General features: G+C 71.4%; 13 protein-coding genes and 1 pseudogene. 12 read left to right on the top strand and 2 right to left on the bottom strand.

Going from position 1 to position 16581, the window contains the following annotated elements:
- The first annotated feature begins 181 nt into the window (after positions 1 to 181).
- From ACGFR7_RS25110 to ACGFR7_RS25085, 6 genes are all read left to right on the top strand, one after another.
- Complete coding sequence (locus ACGFR7_RS25110; RefSeq protein ID WP_393323348.1) at positions 182 to 2236, top strand: restriction endonuclease; 2055 nt, start codon at positions 182 to 184, stop codon at positions 2234 to 2236.
- A 77-nt stretch (positions 2237 to 2313) separates the two neighbouring features.
- Positions 2314 to 3393 carry a protein kinase family protein gene (locus tag ACGFR7_RS25105; protein WP_393323346.1) on the top strand — a complete coding sequence of 360 codons (1080 nt, stop codon included), beginning with the start codon at positions 2314 to 2316 and terminating at the stop codon, positions 3391 to 3393.
- A gap of 128 nt (positions 3394 to 3521) precedes the next feature.
- On the top strand, positions 3522 to 3716 hold the full coding sequence (locus tag ACGFR7_RS25100) for a ferredoxin (protein ID WP_152104349.1): 195 nt from the start codon (positions 3522 to 3524) through the stop codon (positions 3714 to 3716).
- Complete coding sequence (locus ACGFR7_RS25095) at positions 3713 to 5206, top strand: NAD(P)/FAD-dependent oxidoreductase (protein WP_393323344.1); 1494 nt, start codon at positions 3713 to 3715, stop codon at positions 5204 to 5206. Before ACGFR7_RS25100 ends, ACGFR7_RS25095 begins: the two co-directional genes overlap by 4 nt.
- 34 nt (positions 5207 to 5240) lie before the next feature.
- Entirely contained in the window at positions 5241 to 7697 is a 2457-nt protein-coding gene (gene uvrA, locus ACGFR7_RS25090) for an excinuclease ABC subunit UvrA (protein ID WP_393323342.1), read from the top strand.
- A gap of 82 nt (positions 7698 to 7779) precedes the next feature.
- Positions 7780 to 7992 carry an EF-hand domain-containing protein gene (locus ACGFR7_RS25085; protein WP_393323339.1) on the top strand — a complete coding sequence of 71 codons (213 nt, stop codon included), beginning with the start codon at positions 7780 to 7782 and terminating at the stop codon, positions 7990 to 7992.
- Positions 7993 to 8011: 19 nt separating this feature from the next.
- Here ACGFR7_RS25085 and ACGFR7_RS25080 read toward each other — a convergent pair whose 3' ends face one another.
- Entirely contained in the window at positions 8012 to 8935 is a 924-nt protein-coding gene (locus ACGFR7_RS25080; RefSeq protein ID WP_393323337.1) for a LysR family transcriptional regulator, read from the bottom strand.
- A 97-nt stretch (positions 8936 to 9032) separates the two neighbouring features.
- On the opposite strand from ACGFR7_RS25080, the gene ACGFR7_RS25075 reads away from it, so the two are divergent.
- Positions 9033 to 9680, top strand: a complete 648-nt coding sequence (locus ACGFR7_RS25075) for a LysE family transporter (RefSeq protein ID WP_393323334.1) — start codon at positions 9033 to 9035, stop codon at positions 9678 to 9680.
- Here ACGFR7_RS25075 and ACGFR7_RS25070 read toward each other — a convergent pair.
- Entirely contained in the window at positions 9645 to 12029 is a 2385-nt protein-coding gene (locus tag ACGFR7_RS25070) for a GH92 family glycosyl hydrolase (RefSeq protein ID WP_393323331.1), read from the bottom strand. The two genes, ACGFR7_RS25075 and ACGFR7_RS25070, sit on opposite strands and share 36 nt — an antisense overlap.
- Before the next feature lie 260 nt (positions 12030 to 12289).
- On the opposite strand from ACGFR7_RS25070, the pseudogene ACGFR7_RS25065 reads away from it, so the two are divergent.
- From ACGFR7_RS25065 to ACGFR7_RS25045, 5 genes and pseudogenes are all read left to right on the top strand, one after another.
- Positions 12290 to 12547, top strand: a pseudogene (locus ACGFR7_RS25065) (GNAT family N-acetyltransferase); the annotation flags it as partial.
- 480 nt (positions 12548 to 13027) lie between these two features.
- Positions 13028 to 13588: a GNAT family N-acetyltransferase gene (locus tag ACGFR7_RS25060; protein WP_393323328.1), complete on the top strand. Its 561-nt coding sequence runs from the start codon at positions 13028 to 13030 to the stop codon at positions 13586 to 13588.
- A 416-nt stretch (positions 13589 to 14004) separates the two neighbouring features.
- Positions 14005 to 14913 carry an alpha/beta hydrolase gene (locus ACGFR7_RS25055; protein WP_393323326.1) on the top strand — a complete coding sequence of 303 codons (909 nt, stop codon included), beginning with the start codon at positions 14005 to 14007 and terminating at the stop codon, positions 14911 to 14913.
- Positions 14914 to 15194: 281 nt separating this feature from the next.
- A complete protein-coding gene (locus ACGFR7_RS25050; protein WP_393323323.1) occupies positions 15195 to 15587 on the top strand; it encodes a VOC family protein in 393 nt (130 codons plus the stop codon).
- A 508-nt stretch (positions 15588 to 16095) separates the two neighbouring features.
- Positions 16096 to 16572, top strand: coding sequence for a hypothetical protein (locus ACGFR7_RS25045; protein ID WP_393323320.1), 477 nt, complete (start codon positions 16096 to 16098; stop codon positions 16570 to 16572).
- The last annotated feature ends 9 nt before the right edge of the window (positions 16573 to 16581 follow it).

The raw sequence follows: 16581 nt of genomic DNA, 5'->3' as shown, positions 1-16581 counted from the left end.
ACGGCGTCGGCGGGCACCGCACGAAGGGGGCCGAATCTTCGTCCCGGTCGTGACCAGCCTCTCGCTCCCCCGCTAAAGTCTTACCCAACAACGCAGGTGAAACCGCTTCCACAGGGTTCCGGGGGCAGCCCGCCCCGGGGGGAGGACACACAGCGATATGAGCCGCCGTTCCCATGGATTAATGGCCGTCTGGGCCGAGGCGCAGCGCCAGCAGCAGCGCCAGCAGGAAGCCCAGCGCCGCGCGCGAGCACAGCAGCAGCGCGACCAGGAACGGCAGGCACGGGACGCCGAACGCGCCATGGCGCGGATGCATCGTGAGCGGCAGACGGCCTACCGGCAGCAACGCGAGGCCGACGCCCGCCGGCGGACCGAGGAACTGGACGCCCGCGTCACCGCCCTGACCGGCCTGCTCGCCGACGGCTGCCGCGCCCCCGCCTTCTCCGCCGCAGCGCTGTTGCGTCCCGAGCGGATCGAGGAGTTCGCCCCCGGCGCCCTGGCCGCGCCGGTACCGATGCCCGACCCGGCCCGCTATCACGCGCCGACGGGCGGCTGGCACCTCGGCGCCCGCCGCGACCGTGCCCAGGAAGAGGCTCGCGCCCGCTACGAGCAGGACTGGTACACGGCGCAGGCCGCGGAGAGCCGGCGACAGGCCCAACTCGCCTCCTACCGGCAGCAGTACGACCAGTGGGCCGCGGGCGCCCTGGACGGGATCCGGCAGCACAACTTGGGCATCGAGGAGTTGCTGTCGGGCCTGCGCGGCGGCGACGCGGACGCGGCCGTCGAGTACTTCTCCGCCGCGCTGTACTCCTCCACGGCCTGGCCGGAAGGCTTTCCCCGGCAGGTCGCGGCGGCCTACGATCCGACGGCCCGTCAGCTCGTCCTGGACTGGGAACTCCCGGGCTACGACATCGTCCCGGAGACCAAGTCCGTCCGCTATATGCCCACCGCCGACCAGGAGAAGGAGACCGCCCGGCCGGCCGCGCAGCGACGGGCGCTCTACCGCGAAGTGCTGGCCCAGAGCGTGCTGCTGGTGCTGCGCGACCTCTTCGCCGCCGACGGTTACGGCACACTGGACTCGGTGGCGCTGAACGGTTTCGTGGACGATGTGGACCCGGTGACCGGCCGCCCGGCCCAGGTGTATCTCGCGACCGTCATGGCTCCCCGCAGCTCCTTCGACACCTTCCGCCTGGAGCAGGTCAGCGCGGTGGAGTGCCTGACCGACGGGCTGCGCGGGCAGCTCGCCGCCCGCCCCGACCAGCGGACCGCGGTGCGCCCGGTGCGCCTGCCCGCAGACGTGGGCGGCGGGGTCGTCTCGCACGGCACGGAGAGCGAACCGGATCTGTACGAGATGGATCCGATCGCCTTCGAGAACCTGATCGCCGAGCTGTTCCGCGCCATGGGCATGCAGGCCGTGACCACTCAGCGGTCCGGCGACGGCGGGGTCGATGTGGATGCGCTGGACCCCGACCCGATCCGCGGCGGCAAGATCGTCGTGCAGGTCAAGCGCTACCGCAACACCGTCCCGCCGACCGCCGTCCGCGACCTGTACGGCACCGTCCAGTCCGAAGGTGCCAACAAGGGGGTGCTGGTGACCACCTCCCGGTTCGGTCCCGGCGCCCACACCTTCGCCAACGGCAAACCGCTCAGCCTCATAGCCGGCCCCGAACTCGTCGACCTGCTCGGCCGTTACGGGCTGCGCGGACGGCTCGGCGGGGACGCCCCGTCCGGCCCGTCCGCCGCCGACGAGGCGGCGGACCACAACATCCTCGGGATGAACTGGTCCGGCGAGGTCGCCCTCGATGTCTGTGCCCTGGTGTGCAAGGGGGCCGACGTGCTCAGCGACGATCACTTCGTGTTCTACAACAACCCGCGCAGTCCGGATGGTTCGGTCCGGATGCTGCCCGGCTTCGCCCCCGACCGGGCCGCGATGCAGGTGCGGTTCGAGGCGCTGCCGCCGGCCGCCGACCGGCTGGTCCTGGTCGCGGCGATCGACCCCCAGGTCAACCCCGACGCCGATCTCTCCGGTTTCACCGACGCCCGGATCCGGCTGCTGGACGCGTCGGGGGAGGAGCTGGGGCGGTTGGAGGTCTCGGACGGGCGGCGCGGGGAGACCGCTCTGGTCCTCGGCTCGTTCCGTCAACGGGCAGGGGGCGACTGGGACTTCGTGATCGGCGGCAAGGGCTTCCCCGGCGGCCTGGAAGCGCTGGTGCAGGAGTACGGCATCGAGGTCGCCTAGACCGCCGGAGGGCTCCCCCTGGCTGGGCCGGGGCGGCGACCGTGTCCTGTGGGAAGCGAACCAGGCTGGAGGTACGAGTGGAAGGTCACGACAGGTCCCGCCGCGCACGGCTGGCGGCTCACAGCGCCGTCTCCACCTCCCTGGCCCTGTGCAGTGATCGCGGACTGCGTGAGCTCGTGGACGCGGCCGCGCCGCTCGGCTCCGGCATCGGTGGAAGGTCGGCGCTGCTGGACGTCGCCGGAACCCCGGTCTTCGTGAAACAGGTGCCCCTCACCGATCGGGAGAGGCAGCCGGAGAACATCCGGTCCACGGCAAATGTGTTCGGCGTGCCGCCCTTCCTCCAGTACGGCATCGGCAGCCCGGGCTTCGGGGCCTGGCGGGAGCTGGCCGCGCACACCATGACGACGAACTGGGTGCTGGCGGGGGAGTTCGAGGGCTTCCCCCTGATGTATCACTGGCGGGTGTTGCCGGACACGGTGACGCCGCTTGCCGGGGAACTGGCGGACGTGGAACGGGCCGTCGCCTACTGGGGCGGCGGACCGGAGGTCCGCAGCCGTATCGAAGGGCTTCAGGGATCCTCGGCGACCGTTGCGCTGTTCATGGAGTACATCCCGCAGAACCTGCACGACTGGATGGGCGGGCAGCTCGGATCCGGTGACGAGGCCGCCGGCCGGGCATGCGCCATGGTGGAGCGGGAGCTGGAAGCCGGCACCTCGTTCATGAACGCGCGCGGACTCCTGCACTTCGACGCCCACTTCGAGAACATCCTGACCGACGGACGGCGCCTCTTCTTCACGGACTACGGCCTCGCGATCTCCTCCCGGTTCGAGCTGGCACGGGACGAGGCCGCCTTCTTCGACCGGCACCGGACCTACGACCGCTGCTACACCGTCACGTACCTGGTGCGCTGGCTGGTCACCGCTCTGTACGGGTACGGCAGGGACGACCGCGACGCGTGGGTGCGCGCCTGCGCCGCCGGCGAGCCTCCCTCGGGGATCCCGGCCGTGGCCGCGGAACTCATCACCCGGCATGCGCCGCTCGCCGCGGTGATGGCGGAGTTCTTCCGCAAGGTGCAGAAGGAGAGCAGACAGGCCCCGTACCCGCTGGAGGAGATCCGCCGGGTGGCCGGCGGGAGGTACGGCTCGTCCCTCGGCTGACGGCCCTTGGGGCTGATTCCACGGATGCGGCTTTCCGCCCGTCCCCCGACACCGGCGCGCCGCCGGGCACTCCTGGGGCGTCCCGGCCGTTTTCCCCACGCCACCTCACAGCAATGGAGTCCACCGACATGAAGATCACCCTCGACGCCGACAAGTGCTGCGCCGCCGGCCAGTGCGTGCTGATCGCCCCCGAGGTCTTCGACCAGCGCGACGAGGACGGCGTGGTCGTGCTGCTCGACGCCGCACCGCCTGCCGCACAGCACGACGCGGTGCACGAGGCGGCCGCCATCTGCCCCGCCGCCGTGATCGAGGTGCACGCATGACCGGCCTGCCGATCGCCGTCGTCGGCGCCTCGGCGGCCGGTCTCGCGGCGGCCGAGACGCTGCGCCGCTCCGGCTGGCGCGGCCCGCTCACCCTCATCGGCGACGAACCCCATCTCCCGTATGACCGGCCGCCGTTGTCCAAACAGCTGCTGCACGGCGCATGGGCGCCGGAGAAGCTGCTGCTGCGCACCACGGACCAGCTCGCCCCGCTCGACCTGGACCTGCGGCTCGGCACCCGCGCCACCGGCCTCGACGTGGCCACCCGTACCCTCACCCTCGACGACGGCGCGGAACTCGCCTGCGCGGGCGTGATCATCGCGACCGGCGTCTCGGCCCGTACCCTGCCCGGCGCCGACCGCATCGCCGGCGTGCACACCCTGCGCACCCTCGACGACGCGCTGGCCCTGCGAAGCCGGCTGGCCAATGGGGGTGCCCCCGCCGGTGAGGGCGTAGCCAGTGGGGGTGCCCCCGGCAGTGAGGGCGTAGCCGCCGGGGGAGGGGGAGGCGGCCTTCGCCTGGTGATCGTCGGAAACGGCGTCCTGGGTTGTGAAGCTGCCGCGGTGGCCCGGGAGTTGGGGCACGAGGTCACCCTCGTCGGCATCGAGGCGACACCGATGGCCGCCGCCGTCGGAACCGACTTCGGCGAACTGCTCGCCGAGGAGCACCGCGCCCGCGGCGTCCGGCTGCTCACCGGAGCGGTGGACGGCTTCGAGACGGCGCCCGCGGACCCGGCCGGGGCCAACGGCCTGCCTGGTGCCGGCGACCCGCGGGTCACCGCCGTACGACTGGCCGATGCGGGTACCCCCGCCAGTGAGGGCGTGGCCAGTGGGGGCCTCCCCGGCAGCGGGGGCGCAGCCGCCGGGGGAGCGGGAGAGGGAGGCCGCCGGCTGCCCGCGGACCTCGTGCTGCTGGCGATCGGCTCCCGGCCCGCCGTCGAGTGGCTGGACGACCCGGCCCTGGACACCAGCGACGGGCTGCGCTGCGATGCGTACTGCGCCGCCGCCCCCGGCATCTACGCGGCGGGCGACGTGGCCCGCTGGGACCATCCGGTCCACGGCCGCCCGCTGCGCTTCGAGCACCGGATGAACGCCACCGAACAGGGCATGGCCGCGGCCCGCAACCTCCTCGCCGAACTCGCCGCGGAGGCGCCCGTCCCCGCAGGGACCGAGGACCCCGCCCCCGCTGGTCCCGAAGGCCCCGCCCCGGAGCGCCGCCCGTTCGCCCCCGTGCCGTACTTCTGGTCCGACCAGTACGCCGTCAAGATCCAGGCGTACGGGCTGACGGCGGGCGCCGACCGGGTCGAGACCACCGTCCTGGACCGGGCGGCGCGCCGAGCCCTCGCGCTCTACGGCCGGGACGGCAGCGCCGTCGGCGTGCTCATGGCCGGGCTCCCGCCCCGCCAGGTCCGGGCGCTGCGCGCGGTCGTCGCCACTCCACTGCCCTGGGAGGAGGCGCGCGAGCGGATCGCCGCCGCCACGGCGGCCGGCTGACCGCGCACCTGCGGCCGTGCCCGATCATGGAGGTATGGCTGACTCGTACGTACGGGTGCGCGGCGCCCGTGAGCACAATCTCCGCTCCGTCGATGTGGACATCCCGAGGGACGCGCTGGTCGCGTTCACCGGGGTGTCCGGATCGGGCAAGTCCTCCCTCGCCTTCGGCACCCTCTACGCCGAGGCGCAACGCCGCTACTTCGAGTCCGTGGCCCCCTACGCCCGGCGGCTGATCCACCAGGTCGGTGCGCCCAAGGTCGAGGACATCACCGGACTGCCGCCCGCCGTCGCCCTGGAACAGCGCCGCTCCGCGCCCACCTCCCGCTCCTCGGTAGGCACCGTCACCACCCTCTCCAACACCCTGCGCATGCTCTTCTCCCGCGCCGGCGACTACCCGGAGGGGGTGGCGGAACGGCTCGATTCCGACGCCTTCTCGCCCAACACCGCGGCCGGTGCCTGCCCGGAGTGCCACGGCCTGGGCACCGTCCACCGCGTCACCGAGGACTCCCTCGTCCCCGACCCCTCGCTCACCCTCCGCGAGGGCGCCATCGCCGCCTGGCCCGGGGCCTGGCAGGGCAAGAACCTCCGCGACATCCTCGACGCCCTCGGATACGACACCGGCCGGCCCTGGCGCGAGCTGCCGCAGGCCGACCGGGACTGGATCCTGTTCACCGACGAACAGCCCGTCGTCACCGTGCACCCGGTCCGCGACGTGGGCCGGATCCAACGCCCCTACAAGGGCCAGTACATGAGCGCCAAGCGCTATGTGCTGCACACCTTCGCCGACTCCAAGAGCGAGACCCTGCGCAGGCGCGTCCAGGGATTCATGGTCGCCGAGCCCTGCCCGGTGTGCCACGGGCGGCGGCTGCGCCCACAGGCGCTGGCCGTCACCTTCGAGGGCCACGACATCGCCACCCTCGCGGGCCGGCCGCTGAGCGCCCTCGCCCAGCTGCTGCGGCCCACCGCCGGGCGGGCCGACGACGAGGTGGCACCGGTGCTGGCCCGCGACCTGGTGGCCCGTATCGACGTCCTCACCGAACTCGGCCTGGGGTACCTGAGCATGGACCGGCCGGCGCCCACCCTGTCGGCCGGCGAACTCCAGCGGCTGCGGCTGGCCACCCAGCTGCGCTCCGGTCTCTTCGGCGTCGTCTACGTCCTGGACGAGCCGTCCGCCGGCCTGCACCCCGCGGACACGGAGTCCCTGCTCACGGTCCTGGGCCGGCTGAAGGAAGCGGGCAACTCGCTGTTCGTCGTCGAGCACGACATGGACGTGGTGCGCCGCGCCGACTGGATCGTGGACGTGGGCCCGCACGCCGGGGAACACGGCGGGCAGGTCCTGCACAGCGGCCCCGTCGCCGCCCTCGCGGACGCCCCCGCCTCCGCCACCCGCCGGTTCCTCTTCGAGCCCGCACCACCCGACGCACGCAGGGTGCGCAGCCCCTCGGGCACCCTCACGCTGCGCGGCGTCACCCTGCACAATCTGCGCGGTCTGGACGCGACCTTCCCGCTCGGCGTCTTCACCGCCGTCACCGGCGTCTCGGGATCGGGTAAATCGACGCTGGTCACCCGCGTGCTCGCGGAGGCCGTACGGGACCACCTCGGTGCGGGCGAGGAGCAGCAGGACGCCGCCGACGCTGACTCCGCCGGACCGATGGCCCGCGCCCGGCTCACCGCGGCCGAGGGCCTGGAGACGATCGACCGGCTGGTCCGCGTCGACCAGAAGCCGATCGGCCGGACCCCGCGCTCCAACCTCGCCACCTACACCGGGCTCTTCGACGCGGTGCGCAAGGTCTTCGCCGCCACCGACGAGGCCCGCGCCCGCGGCTACACGCCCGGACGGTTCTCCTTCAACGTCGCCGGCGGCCGCTGCGAGACCTGCCAGGGCGAAGGCTTCGTCGCCGTCGAACTCCTCTTCCTGCCCGGTACGTACGCCCCTTGCACCGACTGCCACGGCGCCCGCTACCGCCCCGAAACCCTGGAGATCACCTACCGGGACCGGACCGTCGCCGACGTCCTGGCGATGACCGTCGACGCCGCCGCCGGCTTCCTGGCCGATCTCCCCGCGGCGGCCCGCAGCCTGCGCACCCTCCAGGACGTGGGCCTGGGGTATCTGCGGCTCGGCCAGCCCGCCACCGAGCTGTCCGGCGGCGAGGCGCAGCGCATCAAGCTCGCCTCCGAACTCCAGCGCACCCGCCGCGGCCACACCCTCTACCTCCTCGACGAGCCCACCACCGGGCTGCACCCCGCCGACACCGAGGTGCTGCTGCGCCAGCTGCACGGCCTGGTCGACGCCGGGCACACCGTCGTGGTCGTCGAGCACGACATGGGGGTGGTCGCGGGCGCCGACCATGTCATCGACCTCGGCCCCGGCGGCGGCGCGGACGGGGGCCGGATCGTGGCGGCCGGAACCCCGGCCGAGGTCGCGGCGGAACCGAAGAGCCGTACCGCGCTCTACCTGGCCCGGCGGAGGGCGCGGCCGGACGCCTCTTGACGGTCCGCTAATGTACGCAGGTCAGATCAGCAGGCAACAGCACCGCGCAGCACTGCGCAGCACCACGAAGGGGGCACCTCTCATGGCAGACATCGAGAAGGCCAGGGCGGCGTTCGCCCGGTTCGACGCGGACGGCGACGGCCAGGTCACACCGGAGGAGTTCAAGCACGCGATGGCCGAGATGGGCGACCCGTTCGTCACCGGCCCGGTCGCCGAGGCGGTCATCAGGTCCAAGGACACCGACAGCGACGGCCGGATGTCCTTCGACGAGTTCTGGCAGGCCCTGCAGGACTGACGTCCGCACCCGCCTTTTCTCACACCCCCTTCGCCTCCCGGTCGCCCGCGGCCCCGCGCAGCGCCGCCAGCCCGCGGGCGACCGCGGGCTGCCGCTCGCTCCCGCGACGGACGGCAGCCACGAACCGCCGTACGGGAAGGGGCTCCCCGCGCAGCGGCACCCTGACGACCGGGCACCGCTCCGGCACCGGCGCCAGCCGCGGCACCAGACAGATCCCGAAGCCGTGCGCGACCAGCGCCGCGATCGCGGACCAGTCGACCGCGTGATGGCGCACCCGAGGGGTGAAGCCCGCCGAGGCGCAGGCGGTCAGCAGCAGCCGGTGCTGATCGGCCGGATCACCGGCGCGGATCCAGCTCTCCCCGCCCGCCTCGGCCAGTGCCACGCCCCGTGCCGCGCGCCCGGCGAACCGGTGCCCGGCCGGCACCAGCAGATCCTGCGGCTCCGCCAGGACCGGCCGCTGGACGAACCGCGCATCGTCAGGTGCCGGGGCGCCCTCCGCCACGATCACCACGGCGATGTCCGCCCGCCCGGCCAGCAGCAGTTCGAACCGGTTCACGTCCGGATCCTCCCCGATCTCCACCGCCAGCCGCGGCAGCTCCTCGCGCAGCCGCGCCGCCGCCGGCGCGATCACCCCCGTGATCGCCGTCGCCACGCCCGTGATCCGCAGCCGCCCCGCCACCCCGTCCGCGTACTCCGCGAGATCCGCCCGGGCCTCCTCCCAGCGCAGGAACAGCGCATCGGCGTGCTCGACCAGTGCCAACGCCGCCGGCGTCAGGCGCACCTTGCGGCCGTCCGGCTCCAGGATTTCCAGCCCGAGCCGGGCCGAGAGCTGGCGCAGTTGCTGGGAGACCGTCGACGGCGTCAGATGCAGCGCCGCGGCGGTCGCGGTGACGGTGCCCTGGGTGTGCAGGACGCGCAGGGTCTGGAGCCTGGGATCGATCATGCGCGCAGCGTAGGGACAACCGTGTGGAGACGCCACACGATTCCCTGCGGAAACTTGCGATGGACCCGTACGGTTGCCGCGCCCGACGCTGGACGGCATGACCGAGATCCTGACCGATGCCTTTCTGCCGGGACTGTGGGCGGGCTACGCCCTGGCCGTCCCCGTCGGCGCGCTGGCCGTGCTGCTGGTGAGCGTGACCGCCCGGACCTCCTTCCGGGTCGGCGCCTCGGCGGCGCTCGGGGTGGCGACCGCCGACGGCCTCTACGCGCTGGCCGCGGTGGCCGGCGGCGCCGCCCTCTCCCGTGCCGTCGCGCCGATCGCGGGCCCACTGCGCGTGCTCGCCACCCTCTTCCTGCTCGGCACGGCGTTACGGACCGCCGTCCAGGCACTGCGCCACCGCCGCACGTACCACGGCCCGGAGCGGGACGTCCTGCGACGCCCCGCCCGGGCCTATCTCGCCTTCCTGGGGCTGACGTTGCTCAACCCCTGGGCGGTCCTCTACTTCTCTGCGCTGGTGCTCGCCGGGGGTGCGGGCGCCCCCGGGGCCCCCGGATCCGGCGTCGCCGGCCCCACCGCCTTCGTGGCGGCGGTGACCCTTGCCTCTCTCAGCTGGCAACTGTGCCTGGCCGCCGGCGGGACCGTCCTGGGCAGGGCGCTCACCGGCCCACGGGGGCGGGTGGCCACCGCCCTGCTCTCCGCCGTGGTGATCTCAGCGTTGGCGACCGGGCTGCTGCTGCGCGGCTGAGGACGTGCCCACCGGCGGCGGCGCGGCACGGTCGCCGGTGCCCCAGCCGGATGGCTCCGTGCCCACGGCGAAGGCCAGTTCACGGCCCGATCGCAGCTCCTCGGTGGTGAGGTACGTCCGGTCGTGGCCGGTGCCGTCCAGACGCACCGACTGCACATAACGGCGGGTGTCGGACGTGCCGGGCGCGGTGACGGTGAAGTGCCCGGCCGGGTAGTGGCGCCGGTCCAGCGTCAGCTCCACCCGGTCGAAGACGGGGGTGCTCAGTCCCCAGGTGTCGGTGCCCGGCTGCACCGGGAACACCCCGATCGAGGAGAGCACCATCCACGCCGACATCGTCCCCAGATCGTCGTTCCCTGTCATACCGGTGGGGGTGTCGGTGAACAACGTCAGCGCCGCATGCACCACGTCCGTGGTCTTCCAGGGGTGGCCGGTGGAGAGATAGGTGTACGGCGCGATGAGGTCGGGCTCGTTCTGCGGGTTGTACTTGTCCGCGTTGTAGTAGTCGTACGGGCCGTTGACCCACACCTCCCGGGCCGTCTTCGCCGGATCCCGCAGCAGCTTCCGGTAGGCGAAGAACGCGTCCAGTCGCTCCTCGGCCTTCTCCTTGCCGCCGATCAGCCGCACCATCCCCGGAAGGTCCTGCGGCACCAGCCACTGGTACTGCCAGGACGTGCCCTCGTGAAAGCCCTCGCTCTTGGCCGGATCGGCGGGCCCGGTGAAGATGCCCTTCGCGTCACGGGCCCGGAAGAAACCGGTCGAACCGTCAAAGATCTCCCGGTAGTTCTGGGCGCGGGCCGCATAACGGTCCGCGTCCTCGCCGTGTCCCAGATCGCGCGCCATCTGCGCCAGCATCGCGTCCGACAGGGCGTATTCGAGGGTGGCCGAGGCGCCGTGGTCGAAGTCCGAGTCACCGGGCTTGGTGTGCGGACGGCCCTTGAGGTACGGGGCGAAACCGTCCTTCAGGTACTGCGCGTTGGCCTCCCGCCCGACGGCCGGCGAACCGGCAGGCGGCACCCCGTCGGCATTCTTCTTCAGCGCCGCGTACGCCTCCTCCTCATGGCCCCCGAGCAGCCCCTGCTGGTAGGCGTTGGTGAGGAACGGCGTGACCGGATCGCCGGTCATGATGTTCGTCTCGACCGTTCCGTAGCCCCACTTGGGCAGCCAGCCGCTCTCCTTGCCGATCCGCAGGACCGACAGCGCCATATCGCGGGACTCCTGTGGCGCCAGCAGCGTCAGCAACTGCGCCTGGGTGCGGTAGGTGTCCCACAGCGACCAGTTCTGGTAGTACGTGAACCCCTTGGCGCGATGGGTCCGCTGGTCCCAGCCCGTATAGCGGCCGTCCACATCACTGCCGATGTTCGGCGCGAGGAAGGACCGGTAGAGGGCGGAGTAGAAGGTGCGGCGCAGCGTCGTGTCACCGCCCCGGGCCCGTACCAGCCCCAGTCGCCGCTCCCATGCGGCGTCGGCCGCCGCCCTCGTGCGGTCGAAACAACCGCCGCCCTCCGCCCGCAGATTGGCTGCCGCGCCCGCCGCGTCCACATAGCTGAGGGCCGTGGTCGCCTCGACGGTCCGGTCCTTGCGGGTGTCGAACCGGGCATAGGCGCCGTGCCGGCCGGTCGCGGTGGAGCCCTTGGAGCCGGCCGTCACCTTGTCGCCGTCCCAGGTCCCGTACGACGCGAAAGGACGGTCGAAGCGGGTGATGGTGTAGACGGTGTACGGCTTGGTGTCCTGGCAGAAGCCGCGGCCGGTGAGGGCGGTCCGGATGGTGCGGGAATCCAGCACCTCGACCCGCGTCGAGACCGTCTTGTGCAGCGACTGGCCCGCGTTGAGCAGCACATTCGCCTTGTCGGTGGCCGGGAAGGTGTAGCGCTGCCGGCCGGTGCGGGCGGTGGCGGTCAGTTCGGCGGTGATCCCGCCGTAGGACGTCAGGCCGACGCGGTAGTAGCCAGGCCGGGCCGACTCGTCGTCATGGTCGTAGCCGGCCGCGTACTTCGCATAGTCGGTCTCGGTGATCTCGCCGGTGGTGGGCAGCACCGGCAGATCTCCGCCGAGTCCGCAGCCGACGCCGGAGAGGTGCACCGAACTGAAGCCCCGGATGTGGTCGTCGTCGTAGCTGTAGCCGGTGTCATGCCCGGTGTCCGGGGACAGCTGGACCATCCCGAACGGGACGGCCGCACCCGGGTAGGTATTGCCGTCGTTCCGGCTGCCGATGAACGGGTTGACCAGGCCGGTGAGCGGGCCACCGGGCGGCTCGGCCTGCGCGGCGGGGGCCGCGAGCGCGCCCCCGATGAGCGCGGCCGCCAGCACCGCCCCTGCGGCGCGCAGCCGGGTGCGACTGAGCCATGGCATGGTTCCAGACCTCCGGGACCGGGTCACGGCGGCCTCGCGGGATGAGCGGAAGCCACCTGCGACCCCTGCGTCGACAACGTTGTCAGAACGCGCTCATTCTTGGCACCGGTCAGGTCCGCGTCAAGAGGGTCCGCGGCGCCGACTCCGGCACGCCTGGCGCCTGCTGCGGGGCGGCCTCGGACTTAGGAGGCGCCGTACGGCGGCCCGGCGGCGCACCGGAGGACCGAGGGGAAACACCTCGCCGTGCGTGCGACGCCGCCGGCTCTCAGGTCGCTTATGCGCGTGTCGTTACTGACTGGGCAACCTTCGCCTGGCTTTGCGACGTCTACGTCGTTCCGGCGCATCGCGGCAAAGGTCTCGGAACGTGGATGGCCGAGGCTGTTCGCGACCACCTGGCGCCCTACAGGCTCCAGCGCGTCCTGCTGTCCACCCTCGACGCCCACGAGGTCTACTCCAAGGCCGGCTTCGTTCCCTTCCCCCACCCCGAAAACTTGATGATCTTGCAACCGGCGCAATGAGCCGGTACTCACGGAGTCAGAAGGACTCGCCTCCGCAGCAGCCGGAAGCCGGCACGGCCGAACCGCCTCCCTCTCACCACGCCTTGTGCCGCTGGAGCGCCGGATTCCGGCTCACCCGTAGTCGCCGTGTGACCTCCGGTGGCCTGATGCCGTGGGCGAATGGTTCCGCGGACTGGGCGAACCGGCTGCCGGCGTCGGCGTGCCACCGGTGTCAATCCGTCCCCGTCCGCCTGCCTCACACGCCACGGACCGCCGCCAATTCTCCGTCAGAATCGGCAAGTTCAGCGAGGAATGTCCTGGCGAGCTGAAGTCGCCAGAGCTCCGCGGGGCCGGTGCGGGACGAGCCGGTGATTCGCGTATCGCAATTCCGGCTGTGCCATGGCTGCCGCAGGCGCCACCTTTGAACCGTATCGGCCTGAAGGGAACGGGAATCGGGGAGTGCCGTGGCTGAACGGCAGGTCCTCGGTCAGGATGGATCCCATGAACCCGTCACTCACGCTGTCCGTCACGGAGATCACCTCGGATCGACTCCGGCTGCGCAAAGCACGCGACACCGACCGCCACGGGATCGTCGAACTTCAGACCGATCCACAGATCCGGCTATATCTCGGCGGCCCGAGGCCCCGCAGCGCTGTCGAACAGCATCTCGATGGGATCGGTACCACGAGCATCACCAACAAGCCCGGCACGTATGTCATCGCCGACAAGATGACCGACCGGCTCTTCGGGACGCTCACGCTCGACCGACGCTCCGCCGATCTTCCTGGGCACGTCACCGAGGAGGGAGGGGAACTGGAACTGACCTACCTGCTACGACGCAAGGCTTGGGGCGCGGGGCTGGCGTTCGAGGCTGCCACGGCAGCGTTGCGCGCCGCCGCGGACGAGCTGCCTGACCAGCCGGTCCTGGTAGTGACCCAGACTGCCAACGAGCGTTCACTCAAGCTCGCCGCCCGCCTCGGTTTCCAGCGCATGAGCACCTTCGAGGCATACGACGCGGAGCAAACCCTCGCCGCGGCCCACCTGCACTCGTTCAAAGCCTGAACGGCAGGCGGCACGAGCACCCCACCCCGCCGGCGCGGGCGCCGCGCAGGCACGGCTTCATATCCGAGGCGCGCTTGTCCGCGGTGCCACTGGGGTGGCGCGGTGCGCAAGCGGAAGGACTTGTACCGGTAGTGCGGATGATCTACCGCTGGATAGTGTGGGCCATCGGAGACTGGCCACCGCTCACTGGTTGACCGGTCACCGGGTATCCGGCACCGGACGACTGTCCGTACGCCGTCCTCAAGATTCCGAGCCTGACCGCGTGGCAAGCGTCGCGCACGAAGATGTCCCTGTGGCGGGATCGATGCGCGCCGCGTGACGACGGTTCGTTCCTCGGCCGCAAGGTGGCGCGTGGTGCCGGGACCGGCGCCACGCGTGCCGCCGACGCCGCGGAGGCCAGAAAGTGAGTAATAGAAGTGAGTAGACAGCTGCAGCCGACGTTCGTACTGGTTCACGGAGCCTTCGCGAACTCCTTCTCCTTCGCACCGCTCCAGGCCGAACTCGGCCTCCTCGGGCACCGTTCGGTCGCCGTCGATCTGCCCGGCCACGGATTCGGGGCGTCCTACTCGCGTGCTTATCAGGCACCGCAGGACCTCGAAGGGCTCGCCAGCGAGCCCGGCTCGATCAAGGGTGTGACGCTCGCCGACAACGCCGCGCACCTGATCGGGATCCTCGAACGGGCCAAGCGGAACGGCCCCGTGATCCTTGTTTCGCACAGCCGCGGCGGCATGACGGCCACGGTCGCGGCCAACGCACGGCCGGACCTGATCGACCGCATCGTTTACGTCTCGGCTTGGTGCCCGGTCGAGCTCGACGCCGGCGACTACTACGCCGAGCCGGAGATGGCCACGGTCGACGTCGCTTCCCTGGCCCCCGCGATGGCCGGCAACCCGGCTGAACTCGGCCTGCTCCGCACCAACTTCCGCACCGCGGACGCGGACGTCCTCGGGGCGCTCAAGGCGGCTTTCCTCGCCGACAGCACCGACGAGGAGTTCCTGACCTTCCTGAACACCTTCCAGCCCGACGAGAACCTGGACGTCGGTACCTCCGCCGACCGGGCGCAGGCCGCTACCTGGGGCCGTATACCCAAGACCTTTGTCCGCCTGACCCGCGATGCGAGTATGCCGCTCGCCCTACAGGACCGGCTGATCCGCGAGGGCAACGAGCTGACGCCAAAGAACCCGTACGACGTCCGCACCCTCGACAGCAGCCATCTGAAGTGGCTGATCGACCCGGCGCCGGCGGCCCAAGTTCTGGGTGAACTCACCACACTTCTGGAGGTGCCTGACGTGCCTGACATGTCTGAAGTGCCTGACGGGGCGTGACCGGAGTCCGTTGAGACGGCGTGCGGTGGCGGTGAGGGTGCCCACGTGTCCATGGGGGGCTGGGTGACTGGATGTGGCTTCGGCTGGTGGATCCGTGCGTGGGTTGTGGCGACTGCAGGGTCCAGGCTCCCTGCGCGATTCCCGGCGCCGGGCGTCCGAGGGTTGGGGGCGGACGCGGGTGCGGAACTCGGCGAACGGCTAGGATGCGCAGCGACATCGCGTGCCGGTCACCGGCTGGGTGAGGCATGGAGGTGTCCGGGAGATGCCTCTGGAGGCATTCCTTGTCAGTTGAGTTGAACCACACGATCATCCACGCCCGGAACAACCGGGAGTCCGCCGAGTTCTTCGTGGACCTGCTGGATATTGAGATCACCGCGGAGTGGGGTCCCTTCATCGCCGTCGGCCTGAGCAACGGCGTCACGCTGGACTTCGCCACGGTCCCCGCGGAAAGCATCACACCGCAGCACTACGCCTTCCTCGTCTCGCAGGCGGAGTTCGGTGCGGCATACGCGCGGATCACGCAGCGCGGCATCGAGCACTACGCCGACCCGCAGCGGCAGCATCCCGGCGCGATCAACCACAATGACGGCGGCTGCGGCGTGTATTTCATGGACCCGGCCGGGCACGCCATGGAACTGATCACCGTGCCGTACGGCGGCCTGACCTCTGACTGAGCGGGCCTCCCGGTCGCCGGTGGCGGATCTCGCAGTTCACACCGGGCCAAGAACCCCGTGCCGCCCGCCACGGGAGGGGAGTGGCGGGCGGTGGGGTGTGTCGCCGGCAGCCTCAAGGGGGCTGCCGGTTACGCAGCACGCACGGATTGCCGCTGCGATCGGCACACCATGAGAATGAGCCGCATCGCTCATGTTCGGCTCACGATCCGCTCATGGGAGGCGTTCACTCGTTGCGGGACCAGGGACTCGATGCCATGGCCCGCCGGGTGCGGGCCATGGCTTGTTTTGGTGTAGGCATGTCAAAAATCATGGGGCGGCTGCCTTGCTCTCTTCAGGGGGGCGTGCCTCAATGGTCAGCGATTCAGGTCGCTGACCATCCGTCAGATCTGGACGGTGGTCGGCACGGGGGTCCGACCGCGGGCTCCCGCGTGGCTGCCGGCCGTTCCCGCGCGTCCCCCCGACGGCCGGGGCCATGGGCCTGCACCCCCCTCAAGAAGGCGGTACCCCCATGAGACACCTCGGATCAGGCACGTACAGATTCGGTACGGCACTCCTCGTTGCCGTCGCCGCCGCGGGCACGCTCGCGATGGCGCCGGCCGCCTCGGCAGTCACCCCCGATACCGCCACCGTTTCGTTCGACTGCGGAAGCTTCGGGTCCGGCACGGCGACGCTCACCGCGACCCAGGACGGTACGGCCGCGACCATCAGTCTTTCCACGTCGGCGATCACCTCACCGATAGACGTCGGCGCGAACTCGGTCAGCTCCACGCTGACCCTCACCAAGAACGGTTCCCAGAGCACGGAGTTCACCGGCAGCTCCAATCCGGCGATCCCGGCCGGCAGTGAGGTCTCCACCGGCCCCCTCACCGGCACGGTCGCCGCGGGCGACAGCCTGGAGGCCACCTCTTTGAAGGTCGTGGTCTTCGGCATCACGGCCACCTGCAACGCCACGTCTCCGCAGTCCCCGGGGCCGTTCGTCTTCTGATACCGAGGG

The organism is Streptomyces sp. NPDC048516 (genome assembly GCF_043199875.1).
In the GTDB taxonomy this organism is placed as follows: domain Bacteria; phylum Actinomycetota; class Actinomycetes; order Streptomycetales; family Streptomycetaceae; genus Streptomyces.
The sequence above is the reverse complement of the archived record's forward strand: the minus strand, read 5'-3'. Positions and strand labels throughout refer to the sequence as shown.